15 protein-coding genes are annotated in these 16,803 nt (G+C 70.5%); 1 reads left to right on the top strand and 14 read right to left on the bottom strand.

Going from position 1 to position 16,803, the window contains the following annotated elements:
* Nucleotides 1-26 precede the first annotated feature (26 nt).
* From J5X86_RS38375 to J5X86_RS38330, 10 genes are all read right to left on the bottom strand, one after another.
* Nucleotides 27-977, bottom strand: a complete 951-nt coding sequence (locus tag J5X86_RS38375) for a carbohydrate ABC transporter permease (protein WP_208521281.1) — start codon at nucleotides 975-977, stop codon at nucleotides 27-29.
* A gap of 31 nt (nucleotides 978-1,008) precedes the next feature.
* The gene (locus J5X86_RS38370) at nucleotides 1,009-2,316 is read right to left on the bottom strand and encodes an extracellular solute-binding protein (protein WP_208521280.1); all 1,308 of its coding nucleotides are present in this window, start codon (nucleotides 2,314-2,316) and stop codon (nucleotides 1,009-1,011) included.
* Nucleotides 2,313-4,208, bottom strand: a complete 1,896-nt coding sequence (locus J5X86_RS38365) for a glycoside hydrolase family 2 protein (protein WP_208521279.1) — start codon at nucleotides 4,206-4,208, stop codon at nucleotides 2,313-2,315. Before J5X86_RS38365 ends, J5X86_RS38370 begins: the two co-directional genes overlap by 4 nt.
* Before the next feature lie 123 nt (nucleotides 4,209-4,331).
* Nucleotides 4,332-4,565, bottom strand: coding sequence for a hypothetical protein (locus tag J5X86_RS38360; RefSeq protein WP_043236480.1), 234 nt, complete (start codon nucleotides 4,563-4,565; stop codon nucleotides 4,332-4,334).
* A gap of 87 nt (nucleotides 4,566-4,652) precedes the next feature.
* Nucleotides 4,653-7,013 (bottom strand): family 43 glycosylhydrolase, encoded by a 2,361-nt coding sequence (locus tag J5X86_RS38355; RefSeq protein WP_208521278.1) that lies wholly within the window; start codon nucleotides 7,011-7,013, stop codon nucleotides 4,653-4,655.
* Nucleotides 7,014-8,480, bottom strand: coding sequence for a sulfatase-like hydrolase/transferase (locus J5X86_RS38350; RefSeq protein WP_208521277.1), 1,467 nt, complete (start codon nucleotides 8,478-8,480; stop codon nucleotides 7,014-7,016).
* On the bottom strand, nucleotides 8,477-9,457 hold the full coding sequence (locus tag J5X86_RS38345; RefSeq protein WP_208521276.1) for an aliphatic sulfonate ABC transporter substrate-binding protein: 981 nt from the start codon (nucleotides 9,455-9,457) through the stop codon (nucleotides 8,477-8,479). Before J5X86_RS38345 ends, J5X86_RS38350 begins: the two co-directional genes overlap by 4 nt.
* A gap of 67 nt (nucleotides 9,458-9,524) precedes the next feature.
* Entirely contained in the window at nucleotides 9,525-10,304 is a 780-nt protein-coding gene (locus J5X86_RS38340; RefSeq protein ID WP_208521275.1) for an ABC transporter ATP-binding protein, read from the bottom strand.
* Nucleotides 10,301-11,110, bottom strand: coding sequence for an ABC transporter permease (locus J5X86_RS38335; RefSeq protein ID WP_119984818.1), 810 nt, complete (start codon nucleotides 11,108-11,110; stop codon nucleotides 10,301-10,303). The genes J5X86_RS38340 and J5X86_RS38335 overlap by 4 nt, the downstream gene beginning before the upstream one ends.
* A gap of 52 nt (nucleotides 11,111-11,162) precedes the next feature.
* On the bottom strand, nucleotides 11,163-12,353 hold the full coding sequence (locus tag J5X86_RS38330) for an ROK family transcriptional regulator (RefSeq protein ID WP_208521274.1): 1,191 nt from the start codon (nucleotides 12,351-12,353) through the stop codon (nucleotides 11,163-11,165).
* Between the two features lie 381 nt (nucleotides 12,354-12,734).
* Between J5X86_RS38330 and J5X86_RS38325 the strand changes: the two genes are divergently transcribed.
* Nucleotides 12,735-13,502 (top strand): NPP1 family protein, encoded by a 768-nt coding sequence (locus tag J5X86_RS38325; protein ID WP_208521273.1) that lies wholly within the window; start codon nucleotides 12,735-12,737, stop codon nucleotides 13,500-13,502.
* A gap of 70 nt (nucleotides 13,503-13,572) precedes the next feature.
* Here J5X86_RS38325 and J5X86_RS38320 read toward each other — a convergent pair whose 3' ends face one another.
* The 4 genes from J5X86_RS38320 to J5X86_RS38305 all read right to left on the bottom strand — a co-directional run bounded on the left by J5X86_RS38320 (nucleotide 13,573) and on the right by J5X86_RS38305 (nucleotide 16,737).
* Nucleotides 13,573-14,043 carry a hypothetical protein gene (locus J5X86_RS38320; protein ID WP_208521272.1) on the bottom strand — a complete coding sequence of 157 codons (471 nt, stop codon included), beginning with the start codon at nucleotides 14,041-14,043 and terminating at the stop codon, nucleotides 13,573-13,575.
* Nucleotides 14,044-14,089: 46 nt separating this feature from the next.
* On the bottom strand, nucleotides 14,090-15,142 hold the full coding sequence (locus J5X86_RS38315) for an alpha/beta fold hydrolase (RefSeq protein ID WP_208521271.1): 1,053 nt from the start codon (nucleotides 15,140-15,142) through the stop codon (nucleotides 14,090-14,092).
* A gap of 128 nt (nucleotides 15,143-15,270) precedes the next feature.
* Entirely contained in the window at nucleotides 15,271-15,822 is a 552-nt protein-coding gene (locus J5X86_RS38310; RefSeq protein WP_208521270.1) for a DoxX family protein, read from the bottom strand.
* Between the two features lie 51 nt (nucleotides 15,823-15,873).
* Nucleotides 15,874-16,737, bottom strand: coding sequence for a polysaccharide deacetylase family protein (locus tag J5X86_RS38305; protein ID WP_374229333.1), 864 nt, complete (start codon nucleotides 16,735-16,737; stop codon nucleotides 15,874-15,876).
* Between the last annotated feature and the right edge of the window lie 66 nt (nucleotides 16,738-16,803).

The raw sequence follows: 16,803 nt of genomic DNA, 5'->3' as shown, positions 1-16,803 counted from the left end.
AGAGTGTCTCGGTGGTCATGGCGCGATCAGTCCTCCCTGCGCGAGAAGATCTTCAGCTGGGCGAGCGAGAGGATGATGATGATCCCGAAGAACACGTACGACACCGCCGAGGCGTAGCCGAGCCGGTAGTTGGTGAAGCCGGTGTCGTAGATGTACTCCAGGATCGGCCGGGTGGCCCCGTTCGGGCCGCCTTTGGTCAGCAGATAGATCTGGTCGAACACCTTCAGCGACGCCATCACCTGCAACACCGCGATCAGCGCGGTGGTCCGGCGCAGCTGGGGGAGTGTGACCGACCACAACCGGCGCCACGCACCGGCGCCGTCGAGCGCCGCCGCCTCGTAGAGGTGGTCGGGGATCGCCTGCAACGCGGCAAGGTAGAGCAGGAAGTTGAATCCCACCGTCCACCACAGGGTCACCAGCCCGATGGACCACATCGCGTACTTCTCGTCCGTCAGCCAGGCGATCCCGTCCATCCCGAACGTCTGGAGCACGCTGTTGAGCATCCCCCGGTCCGGCTGGAACAGCATGCTCCAAATCTGGAAGACCACCGCCACCGGCAGCAGATGCGAGGCGAAGAAGGCCAGCCGCCACAGCCACTGCCCCGGCATCCCCGTGTACACCAGCAGGGCCATCACCAGGGCGACGATCACGAGGGGGACGGTGGTCAGGACGGTGAACCAGACCGTGTTGCCGAGGGTCTGCCACACCTGGCTGTCGCCGAACGCCTCGGTGTAGTTGTCCAGGCCGACGAAGACGCCGTCACCGTGTCCGGTCAGGCTGGCGTCGGTGAAGCTCATCCACAGGCCGATGCCGATCGGCACGAGGAGGAAGAGCGTGAAGAACACCAGGAAGGGGGTGGCGAAGAGCCACCCGGCGCCGCCCGGGGACCGTCGCCGGTCCGTGGCAGCGGCCCATCGGGATCTGGCGCGCCGGGATCCGGCCGCGGCCTGCCGCGAGGGCGTGGAAACGGAAGCCATCACATCGCTCCTTTCTGCGATTCCGCCGCGATCAGGCCGGATTCGGCTGGGCCATCAGGGTGTTGATCTGGGAGACCATCGTGCGCACCGCACTCGCCGGGGACGACGAGCCGCCGAGCGCGGGATCGAGCGCCTGGCACATCCGCGTCTGGAAGTCCGAGCCGGAGCCCGCGAACCACACCGGCGGGTCGAGCACGAGTTGCTTCGCGGCGCCCGCGTACTCGGACTGCGGACGCAACTTGGCGTAGCCCGCGGACGAGACGGCCGGTGTGTACGCGGGGATATGACCCGCCGACGCCCACGTCAGCCCGGATTTGACCAGCTCGGCCACGAACTGGTGGGTGCGCCGCCGGTGCTCCGGATCCGGGTTGTCCTGGTGCGGCAGCACCAGCGCATGGCTGTCGGACGCCCCGGCCGGACGGTCGTAGAAGGTGGGAATGGGGGAGCCGCCCAGCCTGTCCTTGAGCGCCGTCTTGTAGGTGGCCATGTCCCACTCGCCCGAGAAGATCATCGGGGAGCGGCCGTTGGCGAAGGCGGCGATCGCCGTCTGGACGTCCATGGTGCGGCTGTCGCGTGCCAGGTCGGCCATGAAGCGCACCACCTCGACGGCGGTGTCCTCGTCGATCTCGGCGCGCTCGCCCGTGAGGTCGAAGGTGGCGCCGGTCTGGCTGAACAGCGTCCAGAACATCCGCCAGCCCATCGCCGCGTCATTCGCATGGCCGAAGACGGGCCCGAGCTTGCCGGTGTCCTTGCGGAGCTTGTCCATCAGCTCCAGGGCGTGCTTCGGCGATTCGAAGGGCACAAGCCGGCCGTCGCCCGCGAGGAGACCCGCCTTGTCCATGACGTCCCGGTCGAAGAAGACGACGAAGGGGTGGGTGTCCAGCGGAATGGCGTACGGGGTGCCCTCGAACAGACTCCGCTTGACCAGCGTCTTGTTGAGGTCGTCCTGCTTCAGGCCGAACTCCGCCAGCAGATCCGTGTCCCAGGGGTCGAGCAGACCACCGGGGGCGTAGCCCGCCAGCCGGGTCAGGTGCATGATCGCCACATCCGGCGAGCGGCCGCCCGCCGAGGCCATCGCCAGCTTGGTGTAGTACGGCGGGCCCCAGTCCAGCACCGTCGTCCTGACCTTGAGATCCGGGACGCGCTTCTCCACGTTCCGGGTCATCGTCTTCATCAGTTCGCCGTCGGGGCCGGTGAACAGGGTCCAGTACTGGATCTCGTCGGCGCTCGCCACGCTCCCGGCGATCGATCCGCAGCCGCTGAGCGCGGACGCCGACACGGCGGCACCCGCCCCGTACACCGCGTCTCTCAGCAGCCCACGCCGTGACAGACCGCTCATCGCCCCTCCTCACCGGCCGGGCGCTCGAAGGCGGCGGGGCGCTGCTGGGCCGCGCGCACCCGCGCCACGTCGAGCTTGCTGCTCCGGTCGAAGCGGTAGACGCCGTTCTGCTCCTGGAAGACATCGGTGAGCTGGGTGTAGCAGTAGCCGAACATCAGGGGGTCGTCGAGCAGCGCCGCGGTCAGCCCCGCGAAGCGCGCGTGGAACTCCTCCTCGGTCCGCGGCCGCTCCCCGTAGCCCCAGGACACCTCGCGGTCGTCACCGGCCGCGGCCTCAGCCTCCTCCGGATTCCACCAGATGCCGCCGAACTCGCTGCAGAAGTAGGGCTGGCCGCGGTACGGCAGCGACCACACCGCGTCGGTGTCCCGCTTGCCGGGGTTTCCCCGGTTGTCGGGGTTGAGGAACGGCTCGTCCTTGTCCAGCCCCGCCATCTGGCGGCGGAACGCCTCCGGGTCCTGTTCATAGCTGTGCGAGTCGTACACGTCGGTCTCGGCCACGCGGTGGGAGTAGCCGGAGGCGTCCAGGACCGGACGGGAGGTGTCGGCGGCCTTCGTGGCCAGGAACATGCCCCGGGTGACATCGTCCAGGACGCTCTGCCGGTCGTGGAGTTCCTGGTGTGTCTCGTTCAGCGGGCACCAGCCCACGATGGACGGATGGGAGTAGTCCCGCTCCACGGCCTCCAGCCACTGCGCGACGAATCCGGCGGTGGGCTGCTGGTTGTCCCGGGTGGTGCGCCCGGTGCCGGCTCCCCAGTCGCCGAACTCGCCCCAGACGAGATAGCCGAGCCGGTCCGCGTGGTGCAGGAACCGCTCCTCGAACACCTTCTGGTGCAGCCGCGCCCCGTTGAACCCCGCGGCCAGCGACAACTCGATGTCCCGGACGAGCGCGGCGTCGTCGGGCGCGGTCATCAGCCCGTCGGGGTACCAGCCCTGGTCAAGGACGAGCCGCTGGAAGACGGGGCGGCCGTTGAGCAGCAGCCGTTTGCCGTCGATGGCCACCGACCGCAGCCCGGCGGTGCACTCGGCGCGGTCCACGGCTTCGCCGTCGGTGTCCAGCAGCTCGATCCGTACCCGGTACAGATGGGGGTCCTCCGGAGACCACGGCCGGCGCCGGTCCTCCGGCAGCGCGAGCACCATACGGGGTGCCATATCGAGATCGGCGCGCACGGTCGCCTCGGCCACCGTCTCGCCGTCCGCGTCGCTCACCCGGGCCGTGATCCGGTGGCCCGGGCGGTTGGCGCTGAGCGGCAGTTCGAGGTGGAAGGCCCCGGACGCGAGGTCGGGGGTGATCCGGGGCCTGCGCAGATGGACCTCGGACACCGGCTCCATCCAGACCGTCTGCCAGATGCCGGTGGTGCGGGTGTAGTGGCAGTCGCTGTTGGCGTACTCGGTGGCCTGCTTGCCGCGCGCCTGAGGGCCGTGCCGGGCGTCCCGGGCCCGTACCACGATCACCACCTCCGCCCCTTCGCCGGCCGGGTCCGCCACCTCGCCGAGGTCGGCGGTGAAGGAGGTGAAGCCGCCGCTGTGCCGGGCCACTTCACGGCCGTCGGCCCAGACGGTGGCGTCGTGGTCGACGGCCCCGAAGTGCAGCAGCACCCGCCGGCCGGCCCAGTCCGCCGGTATCCGGACCGTGCGCCGGTACCAGACCGCGGGGTGGAAGTCGGTGTCACCGATCCCCGACAGCTCGGACTCGGGGCAGAACGGGACCAGGATCCGCCCGTCCAGCTCCTGGTGCACCAGACCGCGTTCGAGTCCGCTGTCACCGGGGTCGAACGCGAACTGCCAGGTGCCGTTGAGATTGAGCCAGTTCTCACGGACGAAGCTGGGACGGGGATATTCGGGTCGTGGAACGGCGTTCGACAGGTCGGGCGAGGGGATGTCGGTGTGGGCCATGGGGTCTCCGGGACGGGGCGGGGATTCGGCCGGGCAGGGGTATGCCATCACCCGTTTACATCGTTGTAAAGATCCCGCGCACCATCTTTTACCGCGACCTCGGGAGGCCGCCGGTGGGCGTGGCTAGATCTCGCCCTTCTTCACCTTGTACAGCTCGATGTCAGTGTTGGCGAAAAGGTGCACATAGCCGCAGTTCCAGCAGATCAACCCGGTGGCCGATTCGTTGGCCCAGCCGAACTTGAACAGCTCCATGCCGGTGCTGTTGAGCTTCACCTCGCGGTCCCGGAAAAGGTCGCCCTTGCAGAACACACATGTGATCCACACGTCCCCGATCGCCGCACGTACAGGCTTGGCCACGCTCGCTCACCTTCTCCGGCCGCCGAAGCGGCCCCCGTCGCGCATCAACAAAGGTGATCAGCATAGGACGGGGGCTCGCTCGGAACGTCAGCGGCGGTAGGTGTGCACGTAGTCGAAGCGCGCGACCGCGCCCGCGGTGTTCTGCGCGACCAGCCCGATCCTGAGCTTGCTTGACGTCGGAAGCGTCCAGACGCCGGTGTGGACCCAGTGCACACCGTCCGTGCTGGTGGCGGCGCGCACCTCGGTCTCGTCCCGCGCGGTGTCGGCGTGGTACGACAGCCGCATCCACAGCGTCTCCGCGGGCGGGCCGCCGAACATCGGCCCGTAGGCCACCGGCGTCGGCGGTGTGGTGGTGGGACGCTCGCCCTCCTTCGCGAACTCCGTGACATGCGTGGCCTTCCCATCGGTGTGGCTCACCGGGAGCACCGCGTGCACCAGCTTCAGATAGCGGTCGTCGTTCCCGTAGAGCACCAGCCCGGCCTGCTGATTGGTCCGCCCCGGAGCGAAGCGGAGCCTGGTCTCCACGGTGTAGTCGCCCGGGGGAGCGTCGCGGGTCAGCACCGACGCCGTATTGGTGCCGAGATAGAGCTCGCCACCCTGAGTCGGCCAGGACAGGGCGCCATCGGCCATCGTGACCCCGGACGCCGGTCCGCGTACCCAAGACCACGGCGAATCCGCCGTGGTGCCGGGGACGGTGGCGGTGTCGAAGTCGTCGCTGTAGGCGGGCAGCAGCGGGCCCGGCACCCGGTCGGGGATGCGGGTGGTGACCGGCGTGTGGAGCGCCGCGGCCCCCACGTTGTCGGCGGCTGCCCCGGCGCCGCGGGTGGCGACGCCGACCTTGCCGGAGCGGACCGCCGCCGCGGGCAGCGTCCGCTCCTGGGTGGCCACCGCGTCCCGCAGCCGGTCCGCGCTCACCTCCACGGTCATCCGGGTGCCGCGGATCTCGGCCGCCACGTTGTGCCAGGTGTCCCAGGCGAAGTCCGCCGGGAGCGGGGTCGTCCGAGCGCCGCGGCTCCGGCCGCCGACTCGTACGTCCGTCACCAGTGCGTTGCGCGCCCTGTCCAGCCACGCCACCACGACGTCGTCCGGGCCGGTGTAGCGGACCAGCAGCCCGGCCGCGCCGGTGGCCGAGGTGACCCGGAGGTCCGCCTCGGCGCGCCGGGCGGCCGGGGCAGAGCGGTCCGAGACCAGAGAGGCGGGGCCGGTGGGGTTCCCGCGCGGTGTGACGAAGCCCCGCGCGTCCTGCTCGTGTCCGACACGCCAGCCGTCGGTGCCGGAGCCGCCACCGCCGTGCCACCCCTTCAGCGAGCCGTCGTTGAAGGTGCCGCCCGCGGCCCAGGAGGCCACCGGGGCCCGCTGTGCGCCCTGGGAGGCGCCGGCCCCGGCCCGTACGACCGGCCAGCCGTCGATCCAGTCCAGCCGGTCCATCAGCATCGGCCGCTTGGACAGCTTCAGCGTGCCGCCCGCGGCCGGTTTGAGGTCCGGGTCGTCGGAGGAGATGGCGTGGTAGACGAGCCAGTCCTGGCCGGACAGGTCGGTCTGCAGGGCGTTGTGCCCGGGGCCGATCCAGCCGTTGCCGTTCGCGGTCAGCGCCACGCCGCCCTTGCTGGTGGCGGCCGTCAGCGGAACGCCCGCGTCGTCCACGAAGGGCCCGGTCGGGCTGGTCGCCCGGCCGACCTTGACCTGATAGCCGCTGTAGGCGCCGTCGCAGCATCCGGCGTCGGAGTAGAAGAGGTAGTAGTGGCCACCGCGCCGGACGACGAACCCGCCTTCCATCCGGCGGCCCTGCGCCACTTCGGTCACCGCGCCCTCGATGCGGGTGCGGGCGGCGTTCATCTTCGCCACGCAGATCGTGTCGTAGCTCCCCCAGTACAGATAGGGCTGCCCGCCCTCGTCCGTGAACTGGGCCTGGTCGATGTTGCCCGTGGCGCAGCCGCTCGGCGAGGGCAGCACGGCTCCCTGGTCGGTCCAGGGGCCGGTGGGGGTGGGCGCGGTCGCCACTCCGACGGTGTTCTCCGAGGACACCGAGTAGTACAGGTTGTAGTGGCCGTTCACATAGCGGATGTCGGGGGCCCACAGCCGGGCGCCCTTGTGCCAGGCGGGTTTGGTCTGAGGGGTGAAGACCTCTCCGGCGTACTCCCAGTGCGCCATGTCGGCCGAGCGGAGGATGGGCAGCATCCGCTCACCGTCCTCGCCCTTGCTCTGGAACACCGGGTTCTGGGTGCCGTACGCGTACCACAGGCCGTCCTTGCCCCGGATCATCACCGGGTCGGCGAAGGTGTCGACCACTCCGGCCGTCAGGGGGTTGTGGTACGTCGGCGCCGCGCGGGCCGTCGTGGTGTCCTCCGTCGCCGGGCGCGCGGCGGCCGTCGCCTGGGCCGCGGGCAGCAGCCCGGCCAGCAGCGCGCACAGCAGCGTGGCGACGAGCGCGCCAGGACTTCGTCTCATCTACGCGGTCCCTTCCGGCTCGAAGGAGCTCAGGCTCGGGTCGTAGTCAAGGTCCCCGATGTCGAACATCGGGGTCATCCAGTGGTAGAAGTTGTCACCGCGCTCCCGCAGCAGGTCGTACAGGCGGCGCATCAGGCGGCGGCGCACGGGCAGCAGCTCGGGGTGTTCGTATCGGTTGGTCAGCTCATGGGGGTCGGTGTCCAGGTCGTACAGCTCGTTGACCGACTCGGGATTGACGATGAGCTTGTGGCGCTCGTCGCGGATCATCCGCTGCGGATACGGGAAGTGGTGGCCGTGGAATTCGGCGAGCAACTCGGTGGGCCACCGTGGATGTTCGCCCCGCACCAGCGGCAGCAGGCTTCGGCTGTCCACGGCCGGTGAGGTGTCGCAGCCCGCGAGGTCCAGGATGGTGGCCGTGCAGTCGGTGAGGCTGACGAACTCCTGGCGGACCTGCGGGGCAGCCCCGGGGACGCGGATGATGCCGGGGATGCGGTAGATGTCCTCGTACATCGCCGGGCCCTTGTCGTGCAGCCGGTGGGCGCCGGTGAACTCGCCGTGGTCGGCGGTGAAGAACACCGAGGTGTCATCGGCCAGCCCGAGCTCGTCGAGGCGGGTGAGGATGCGCCCGATCTGCTCGTCGATCAGAGTGACATAGCCCCAGTAGACCGCGATCAGCTTGCGGGTCACCTCGATCGGGATGGTGTCGAAGGTCCAGTGGGCGCTGTAGTTGCGCTGCACCGGTGGCTTTCCCTCGAAGGTCTCGGCGATCGAGGCGGGCAGCTCCACCAGGCCGGGGTCGTAGGCGTCGAAGTACGCGTCGGGCAGCAGATACGGCAGATGCGGCCCGAAGAAGTGGGTGGCCAGGAAGAACGGCCGCCCGTCCGCGGCGTATCGCTCCAACTGCTCGATGGCGCGGGTGGCCAGATAGTGCTCGAAGGTGGCCTCCACCGGCTGGTGCAGCCGCGCCGCCAGCAGATTGCCCGGATTGCCGTTGGGCGTGGTGCCGCGGATCGGATCGGATATCCGGTACGGCGGCAGGCCCCGCTCCTTCAGATACGCCGCGTAGTCCGGATGGTCCACGGGGTTGTGCCAGCCGGGCAGATCGGGTCCGTCGAAGCCGTACGAGGCGGCGTTGCGGTGGGTGCCGACATGCCACTTGCCGACCAGGCCGAGCTGGTAGTCACGCTCGGCCAGTGCGGTGGGGAAGGTGAACGCGTCCTCGCGCAGATCCTCCAGATAGCCGACGTTGCGCTCGTAGTTGGCCAGCAGCCGGTGGCGGAACGGCGCCTGGCCGGTGAGCAGACTGGCGCGGGCCGGGGTGCAGATGGCCGTGGGGGTGTAGAAGCGGTCGAAGCGGGTGCCGGTCGCCGCCAGCCGGTCCAGGTTCGGCGTGGCCATATGCGGATTGCCGTAACAGCCGAGGGTGTCGACGCGATGCTGATCGGTCATCAGGAACAGCAGGTTCATCGGGCGGCCGCCTTCGTGTAGAGGTCACCGGCGTAGAACGAGGACGGGGCGGGCGACTTCCGCAACTGCCCGGTACGGACGAAGAAGCGGCTCATGCCGTCCAGCCACTTGTCGACGGTGCCGTCCTTGGTTCTGGCGGCGAGCTCGGCGGTCGTCATCGTCTTCACATGCTCCGCGTCCGCCGCGACCTTCGCCTCATCGGCCTTGAGCAGCTTCGCCGCCAGCGCGATGGACTCCTTGGGGTGCGCGGCCCGCCAGTCGTTGGCCTCCTGCAGCACCTGGACGACCTTCCGGTCGCGCTCCGGTTTCGCCTTGGCGCCGGAGACGAAGGCGGTGGGGAAGGTGGAGCCGCGGATGTCCTCGGTGCTCGCCACCTCCTTCATGCCCGGCACCTTCTCCTTGATGGTGTCGATGAGGGGGTACCAGATCCCGGCGCCGTCGATCTGCCCGGAGGCGAACGCGGAGACGACGGTGGGCGCGTCCATCACCACCTTCGAGATGTCCTTCATGGTCATCCCGGCCTGCTGGAGCGCGAGATTGAGCGCCATCTCACCGGATGTGCCCTCGGGAACGCCGACCTTCTTGCCCTTCAGATCCCGGATCGAGGCGATTCCGGGCCGGGCGATGACCCGGTCGGCGTAGGTGAGCGTATTGACGGCCACGATGGTGGCCTTGCCGGAGGCGGGCAGCCACAGGGCGCCCGGCCCGATGTAGCCGTAGTCCAGGTTGCCGGTGCGCAGGGCCTGGATCTGGACCGGGCCGTTGACGAACACCTTGGGCTCGGCGGTCAGACCGTGTTTCTTCCACAGGCCCCGGTCCTCGGCGATGGCCAGCAGGCTCGCGCCGTTGTAGTCGGCGATATAGCCGAACCTGACCGCGGAGCCGCCGCCGTTGCCGGAGGACGAACACGCGGCTACCGACAGTGCCGCCCCTGTCGCGGAGAGTGTGCGTATGAAGTCGCGTCGGCTCATCCTCATCTCGGGTGAGTCCCTTCGGAAGTGGGGTGGGGATGGGTGTGGAAGGAGGAGGGAGGAAGGAGGGAGGTCAGGCGGCGGAGCCGGCCGGTGACTGGTGGTAGACCTGCGTCCAGACGTCGTTGCGGATCCGGGCGAACTCCGCGGAGAGCCGTATCTCCTCGGTCCGCGGATAGGGCAGGTCCACGTCGATGATCCGGTGGACGCGGCCCGGCCGGGCGGCCATCACGACCACCCGCCCGGCCAGATACACCGCCTCGTCGACGTCATGCGTGATGAACAGGACGGTCCGCCGCTCCTGAGTCCAGGTGTCCAGGAGCTGGTCCTGCAACTGCACCCGGGTCAGCGCGTCCAGCGCCCCGAACGGCTCGTCCATCAGCAGGACTTCGGGGTCCACGGCGTAGGCCCGTGCGATGGCGCAGCGCTGTTTCATCCCTCCGGAGAGGGTCTTGGGCAGAGCGTCCGCGAAGTCGGCGAGCCCGACCAGCTCAATGGCGTGTTCGGCGCGCCGCCTGCGCTCCGCGGCCGGGACGTGGGCCAGCTTCAGCCCGAACTCGACATTGCCGCGCACCGTCAGCCACGGGAACAGCGCGTACTGCTGGAAGATCACCCCACGGTCCGGCCCCGGCCCGGCGACGGGCGCGCCGTCCACCGTGACCGTGCCGGAGGTAGGTTCCACCAGTCCGGCCACCATGCTCAGCAAGGTGGACTTGCCGCACCCGGACGGCCCGACCACCGCGACGAACTCCCGGTCCCCGATGTCCAGTGAGACCTGGCCGAGCGCGGTGAAGGTGGTGTTCTTCATCGGGTAGGTCTTGACCACGTCCCGGAATGAGATCTTGGGGCTCATCGGCGCTCCTGCCACGCGGTGAGACGGCGTTCGGCCACCAGCAACAACCGGTCCATGACCAGGCCGATGACGCCGATGCTGATCAGGCCCACAAAGATCGTGGGAACGTCGTAGTAGGTCTGGGCGTGGACCATCTCGAAGCCCAGCCCCTTCTGGGCGCCGATCATCTCGGCCGCCACCACGGTCGCCCAGGCCGCGCCGAGCCCGATGCGCATGCCGACTAGGATGAACGGCGTGGACGCCGGGATGACCACCTTGAGGAAGACGGTCCGGTCCGAGGCGCCGAGGACCCGCGCCGCGTCGATCAGCGTCCGGTCCACGCCGGTCACCCCCTGGAAGGCGGCCACCACACAGGACATGAACGCGGCCAGGAAGATGACGAAGATCTTCGGTGTCTCGCCGATGCCCATCAGGACGATCACCAGGGGGATCAGCGCCAGCGGCGGGATCGTACGGAAGAACTGGACGTACGGCTCCAACAGGCCCCGGGCGACCGGGTACCAGCCCATCAGAAAGCCGACGGGCACGGCGACCAGGGTGCCCAGCGCGAACCCGAGGAGCACCCGCTGCAGACTGGCCAGCGCGTCCTGGGTGAGGGTTCCGTCGGCGAGCAGTTCACGCGCCCTGGAGCTCACGGAGAGCGGTCCGGGGATGTCCGCGAGCCCCGCGGCGGCGGTCAGGGCCCAGATGGCGACGCCCAGGACGAGGGCGATCAGATTGAACACGAGGGGGTGGACGGTGCGTCGTGCGCCGCGTGGCGCTTCCGGTGTCGTGGGGGTCTTCTCGGGCGCGGTGACCACCGTCATGGACGCCTCGCGGGGTTCATGGGTCCTCCTCTTCAGCCCGGGGCGGGCAGGTTCAGCCCGGACGGGCCGGGTAATGGCTGAGCAGGGGAGATTCATGCAGGACAAGGGCGATGGCGCCCAGGGCGCCACCGGCCTCGCCGAGCGTCGCCGGCCTCAGGTCCACACGGTCCCGTGAGATCGGCATGATGTGTGCGCGCAGCGCCCGTTCGACCGGCTCGAAGAGCGGTGTGCCGGCCGCAGCGAGTTCGCCACCGAGCACGATGACCCCGGGGCCGACCGCGTTGCACACCGCCGCCAGCACGGTGCCGATGTGGACGGCGGCCGCCTCCAGCGTGCGCAGTGCCACCGGATCGCCGGCCTCCAGCGCCCCGAGGAGCGCGGCCAGGCCGTCCGCGTGTCCGCCCGCGCGGCGATAGGCGGCGAGCACGGCGCCCACCGAGGCCACCGTCTCCAGGCAGCCGGTGGCGCCGCACGAACATCGCCCGTCGCCCGACTCGACCGCGATATGGCCGAACTCGCCGGACAGGCCGTACGCCCCCCGGTGCAGGGAGCCGCCCACGACCAGCCCGCCGCCCACACCATGGGACAGCCGCAGATACAGCACGTCCTGACCGCCCGCCGCCGCGCCCCAGGTGGCCTCGGCGAGCGCGGCGAGCCGGGTGTTGTTGTCCACCAGCACCGGGGCCTCGAAACGCTTGCGCAGCAGGGCGGGCAGATCGGCGGAGGGGCAGGGGTCCGGCGGCCCGGAGTCGGGGTCTCCGACCGGGCCGACCACACCCACCCCGATGGCGTTCAGCGCGCCCAGCCGCAGGGCGCCGTCGGCGAGCGTGCCGACCAGCCGCTCGGCCAGGGCGATCCGCTCCTCCCAGGGCAGTCCCGGGTCGTGCGGTTCACTGGCCGACCCGATCACCTCGTGTGCGACGTTGACCGCGGAGACATGCACCGCCCGGCGGGCGAAATCGATACCGATGGCCTGGCCCGCGCTGGGGTTGAGCGTCAGTGCCTCCACCGGCCGTCCCCGCCTGCGCGGGGCCGTTTCCGGCGCCGTGGCGACCACGGCGCCGCTCTCGATCAGCTCGGTGACGATGTCGCTGAGGGTGGTCCGGGAGAGGCCGCTGTGCTGTCCCAGTTCGGCCCGGCTGAGCGGGCCGTGTTTGCGCAACAGCTCCAGTACCAAGTCTTCGTGGCCCCGCCGCAGCCGGGCCAGCGGGCCGTCCTGATGGGGGTGCATGCCGAACAGCATGGGCACGCCACGCTATTTCGTCAACACCCCGGAATAAAGAAGGCTCAGGTGTCGCGGACGGTGCGGAAGCCGAGGTCGCCGGTGGAGCCGTCGGGGGTGTCGGAGGCCCGGGCGGCCACGCGGTAACGGTCGCGGTACGGCTGATGGCGAGACATGGACCACCGGCCGGCGGCCGCGCTCACCGACCTCGCTGCCCGGACCTTCCGGCACCCGCCGCGCCCCCTCCTGGGCGTCACCCCACTTCACCTGCTATAGCTGTTGGCTGACTCTTCATCACGGCGACATCTCCCGCCGCGGCTCAAGGAATGCGATCATGCTGACCTGAGCATGCCAACCACCCCCCCCTCGTGGTGCTACGCCGCGGTCGTTCAGGAGGACGCAGTGAAGAAGAGTTCGCGGATCCGTAGGGGATCCGCCATCCTCGGCAGCGCCATCGCGCTCGTCGTGGCCTTTCCGGGCAGTGCGCTCGCGGACCCGCCCACAGCTCTGCCCGCCAACGCGGACGGCACGGAGCAGACGTTCCAGCCGGCGTTCGACTACGACACCGACGGCTGCTACCCCACCCCCGCCATCGGGCCCGACGGGACGATCGCGGGCGGGCTCAACCCGAGCGGCGCCCTCAACGGCCAGTGCCGCGACTCCTGGGACCTCGACAACACCAACGGATACTCCCGCTCCAAGTGCAACAACGGCTGGTGCGCGGTCATCTACGGCCTGTACTTCGAGAAGGACCAGGCCGTGGCCGGAAGCGGGCTCGGCGGACACCGCCACGACTGGGAGCACGTCGTGGTGTGGGTGCAGGACAACGAGGCCAAGTACGTCGCCACCTCGGCCCACGGCAACTTCAACATCTACAACCGGGACCAGATCCGCTGGGACGGGACCCACCCCAAGGTCGTGTACCACAAGGACGGTGTGAGCACCCACTGCTTCCGACCGGCGAACGCCAACGACGAGCCGCCGGAGAACCACCACCAGACCTGGCAGTACCCCGCGCTGGTCGGCTGGAACGGTTACCCCGCCGGGCTGCGCGACAAGCTGAGCCAGGCCGACTTCGGCAGTGCCACCCTGGGCCTCAAGGACAGCACCCTCGCCTCGCACCTCGCGAAGGCCAAGCCGTCCGAGATCCCCTTCGACCCCAACGCGTGAGCGGCACCGCCCCGGGAGGCGACGTGGCATCACAGCCCGCGCCTCCCGGGCCGGTTCGGCCCAGGTCAGATCAGCGCCGGGGAGGCCCGGCCGGGGGAGGCTCGACCTCGAGGTAACGGTGGCGGCGCGGCCCCCGGTACTCCAGCGCCTCCCAGCCCAGCCGCCGCAGCACGGCCGCACAGTTCCGCAGCGCGTCCTCCGCCGCGTACCCGGCACCACTTCCCGGCGGCCCCAGCCACTCGACCCGCACCACCCCGGTCCGCTCCGCCGCGCCGAGACAGTATCCGGTCGCCGTGCGGTGGCCCTCCGCGTCGGTGGCCGACGGCGGAACACCGGCGCCCTCCAGGGCGAGGGCCACGGCCCGCACCGGCTGCCGCCGCTCCCACTCGGCGGGCACACCTTCGGGGTCGGCGGCGTCGGCGTTCATCAGCCGGCGGATCTGCAGCAGCCCCTCGAACGCGGTCCGTACCGCGGCCCGGCGGCCTTGGTCGTCGCCGTCGGGGACCCCCGCGGCGCCGGTGGCCACCTCGAACTCCGCCATCCCCTGCCCCCTTCGGACGTGGCGGCCCGAGGCCCGGCGGCGGTGTTCAGCGCCGTCGCAGACCGTCGGCCTCGACCACGGCATCGGCGAAGGCTTCGGGAGCCTCCTGGGGCACATTGTGGCCGATGTCCTTCAGCGTCCGGTGGGCGTACGGACCCGAGAACTTGTCCCGGTAGGAGGCACCGCCCCCGGCGGGGGTGAAGGGATCGCGCCCGCCGTCCAGCGTGACCGTGGGCACGCCGATGACGGGGCCCTTGGCGAGACGCCGCTCCAAACCGTCGTACCGGGGATCACCCGCCGCGAGCCCCAGCCGCCAGCGATAGTTGTGGATCACGATGCGGACATAGTCCGGATTCCGGAAGGCGGCGGCGGTGCGCGCGAAGGTGGCCTCGTCGAAATGCCATGTCGGCGAGTTGAACCGCCAGACGAGCCGCGCCAGTTCACGCCGGTACTCCGGGTTCTCCAGCCCGAGCACGCCCCGTTGCGTGGCGAAGTAGTACTGATACCACCAGGCCCATTCGACCTTCGGTGGCTGCGGCTGCTTGTTCTTCTCCCGGTTGGTGATCAGATAGCCGCTCACCGAGACCAGGGCCTTGCAGCGCTTCGGCCACAGGGCCGCGACGATGTCGGCCGTCCGCGAGCCCCAATCGTATCCGGCGAGGATCGCGCGCTCGATCCCGAGGGCGTCCATCAGGGCGAGCAGGTCGAGGGCGAACACCGACTGCTGGCCGTCGCGGAACGTCCGGGGCGACCGGAAGCGCGTCGTCCCATAGCCGCGCAGATACGGGACCACCACCCGATAGCCCTCGGCGGCCAGCAAGGGCGCCACATCGACATAGCTGTGGATGTCATAGGGCCAGCCGTGCAGCAGGACGACCGCGGGGCCATGGGCCGGACCGGCCTCGGCGTAGCCGACGTTCAGCTCCCCGGCCTTGATCTGCCGCAGGGCGGCGAAGGATGTGTGCGGCCGCGCGGGCGGCGTCCGCCGCTCCTCCGGGGCGTCCCCCGTGGCCTTGGCCGAGCCGGTGGCGCGGATGGCGAACGGCGCCCCGACCGCACTCGCGCCCACGATCTTCCCGAAGCTGCGCCTGTTGAACATCCGCACCCTCCACCACTGCGACCGCTCCCGGGCCTGGCATCCACCATGGCGCACGAGTGCGCTCCTCGCACGCCGTGCGTCACCTGCCGGACAGGTGATGCGCGAGGGGTGAGGGGGAGGGGCGCGCCCTACTCGGCGAGCTCCTGCTCGTCGATGACCCCCTGCTCGGCGAGCTCCCGCTCCGTGGTCACCGCGATCCGGCGTCTGATCACCGCGGCCGCCGTGAGCGCGCTCATGGTGAACGCCGTCGCGATCAGCCACGGCTGGTCCAGCACATGGCAGGTGAGGTGATCGAGCGAGTAGCGGCCGGGCCCCGCGATCCCGAGCGCCGCCGCCGAGCATCCCAGCAGGGCCGGGAACTCATAGCCCCCGGACTCGGCGAAGAACCCGGCCGGCGCGTTCACCGACACCGCGCCCGCCATCGTCCCCGCGGCCGCCGCCCCGGCCGCGGGAGTGGCGAAGCCGAGCGCGAGCAGCAGCCCGCCGCCCGCCTCGCCCAGTCCGGCCGCCAAGGCACTGGCCCGCCCCGGACGGAAGCCCATCGCCTCCATGGCCTGGCCGGTACGGTCCAGGCCGGCGCCGCCGCACCAGCCGAAGAGCTTCTGCGCGCCGTGTGTGGCCAGGACCCCGCCCACACCGAGGCGCAGTGCGAGCAGTCCGAGATCCTTGCGGTGGTGCATGGGGTCTCCTCCGCTCCCGTACGGGCACACCACGGGCGGCTGCCCGGCGTCTCATCCAGTCTCGGTACGCATCCCGGGACCCGCTGTCGCTGCTACGCCATCGGAGTGCATCAGCTCCGTCGCGGTGACCGCGTGCAGACCGCGCCCGCGCAGACCCTCGAGGACCGCGGGCAGCGCGGTCAGGGTTCCGGTGTGACCGAAGTGCAGACTGACCACGGAACCGGCGCGGACCTGGCCGAGGATCGTGTCCCGCACCGCGTCCGGCCCCGGGTCCTGGAAGTCCTGGGAATCCACGTCGTAGGAGAGGACGTGCGGGTACCCGGCGCGGGCCGCCAGACGGGTCACGAGGTCCGTGGCGGTGCGGGCCTGCGACGGACGGAACCAGCTTCCGATGGTCCCGGTGAGGCGGCGCAGCCGGTCGGCGCATTCGGTGATCTCCGCGTACGCCTCGTCGGCGGGCAGCGCGCAGACGGCGCGGTGCCGCATGGTGTGGTTGCCCAGTTCATGGCCGCCGTCCAGGACCCGCCGGGCCAGCTCCGGATGCTCGTCGAGCCAGGTGCCGACGGCGAGGACGGTGACCCGGGCCCCGGCCCGCTCGGCCTCGGCGAGCAGCGAGCGGGCGAGCTCCGCGTCGCCCTGGCCGTGGAAGGTGAGGGCCACCGCGCTTCCGCCGCGCGGGCCGTGGACGATCTGGGGTGACAGTCCGGGGAAGCGCACCGGTCCGCGCGGCGCGTGTCCGGCGGGGGTGGCCCGGTCCGAGGCCGCACCGGAGGAGGGCGTTTCGGTGGCACCGGCGGGTCTGGACGACGAGGACACGGCGTGGTGGCCGCAGCCGACGCCGCACGTCGTGGCCGCCACGGCACCGCTCGCGGACCGCAGGACATCACGGCGGGAGGGAGAGGACACCTGAAGCATGAGAACACGCCCCTGGCTGATATGAGGCGATTTCTCGCTGGTGGGGTGTGTTTTTCCGTCGATCGC

The sequence above is a fragment of the Streptomyces sp. NEAU-YJ-81 genome (assembly GCF_017592595.1).
Classification (GTDB): Bacteria; Actinomycetota; Actinomycetes; order Streptomycetales; family Streptomycetaceae; genus Streptomyces; species Streptomyces hygroscopicus_B.
Note: the sequence above shows the minus strand (reverse complement) of the source record. Positions and strands in the feature narration are given on the sequence as shown.

Coding starts and splice junctions, on each gene's coding strand:
- J5X86_RS38375 (WP_208521281.1), bottom strand. CDS start 977: ATGGCTTCCGTTTCCACGCCCTCGCGGCAGGCCGCGGCCGGATCCCGG.
- J5X86_RS38370 (WP_208521280.1), bottom strand. CDS start 2,316: ATGAGCGGTCTGTCACGGCGTGGGCTGCTGAGAGACGCGGTGTACGGG.
- J5X86_RS38365 (WP_208521279.1), bottom strand. CDS start 4,208: ATGGCCCACACCGACATCCCCTCGCCCGACCTGTCGAACGCCGTTCCA.
- J5X86_RS38355 (WP_208521278.1), bottom strand. CDS start 7,013: ATGAGACGAAGTCCTGGCGCGCTCGTCGCCACGCTGCTGTGCGCGCTG.
- J5X86_RS38350 (WP_208521277.1), bottom strand. CDS start 8,480: ATGAACCTGCTGTTCCTGATGACCGATCAGCATCGCGTCGACACCCTC.
- J5X86_RS38345 (WP_208521276.1), bottom strand. CDS start 9,457: ATGAGGATGAGCCGACGCGACTTCATACGCACACTCTCCGCGACAGGG.
- J5X86_RS38340 (WP_208521275.1), bottom strand. CDS start 10,304: ATGAGCCCCAAGATCTCATTCCGGGACGTGGTCAAGACCTACCCGATG.
- J5X86_RS38335 (WP_119984818.1), bottom strand. CDS start 11,110: ATGACGGTGGTCACCGCGCCCGAGAAGACCCCCACGACACCGGAAGCG.
- J5X86_RS38330 (WP_208521274.1), bottom strand. CDS start 12,353: ATGCTGTTCGGCATGCACCCCCATCAGGACGGCCCGCTGGCCCGGCTG.
- J5X86_RS38320 (WP_208521272.1), bottom strand. CDS start 14,043: ATGGCGGAGTTCGAGGTGGCCACCGGCGCCGCGGGGGTCCCCGACGGC.
- J5X86_RS38315 (WP_208521271.1), bottom strand. CDS start 15,142: ATGTTCAACAGGCGCAGCTTCGGGAAGATCGTGGGCGCGAGTGCGGTC.
- J5X86_RS38310 (WP_208521270.1), bottom strand. CDS start 15,822: ATGCACCACCGCAAGGATCTCGGACTGCTCGCACTGCGCCTCGGTGTG.
- J5X86_RS38305 (WP_374229333.1), bottom strand. CDS start 16,737: ATGCTTCAGGTGTCCTCTCCCTCCCGCCGTGATGTCCTGCGGTCCGCG.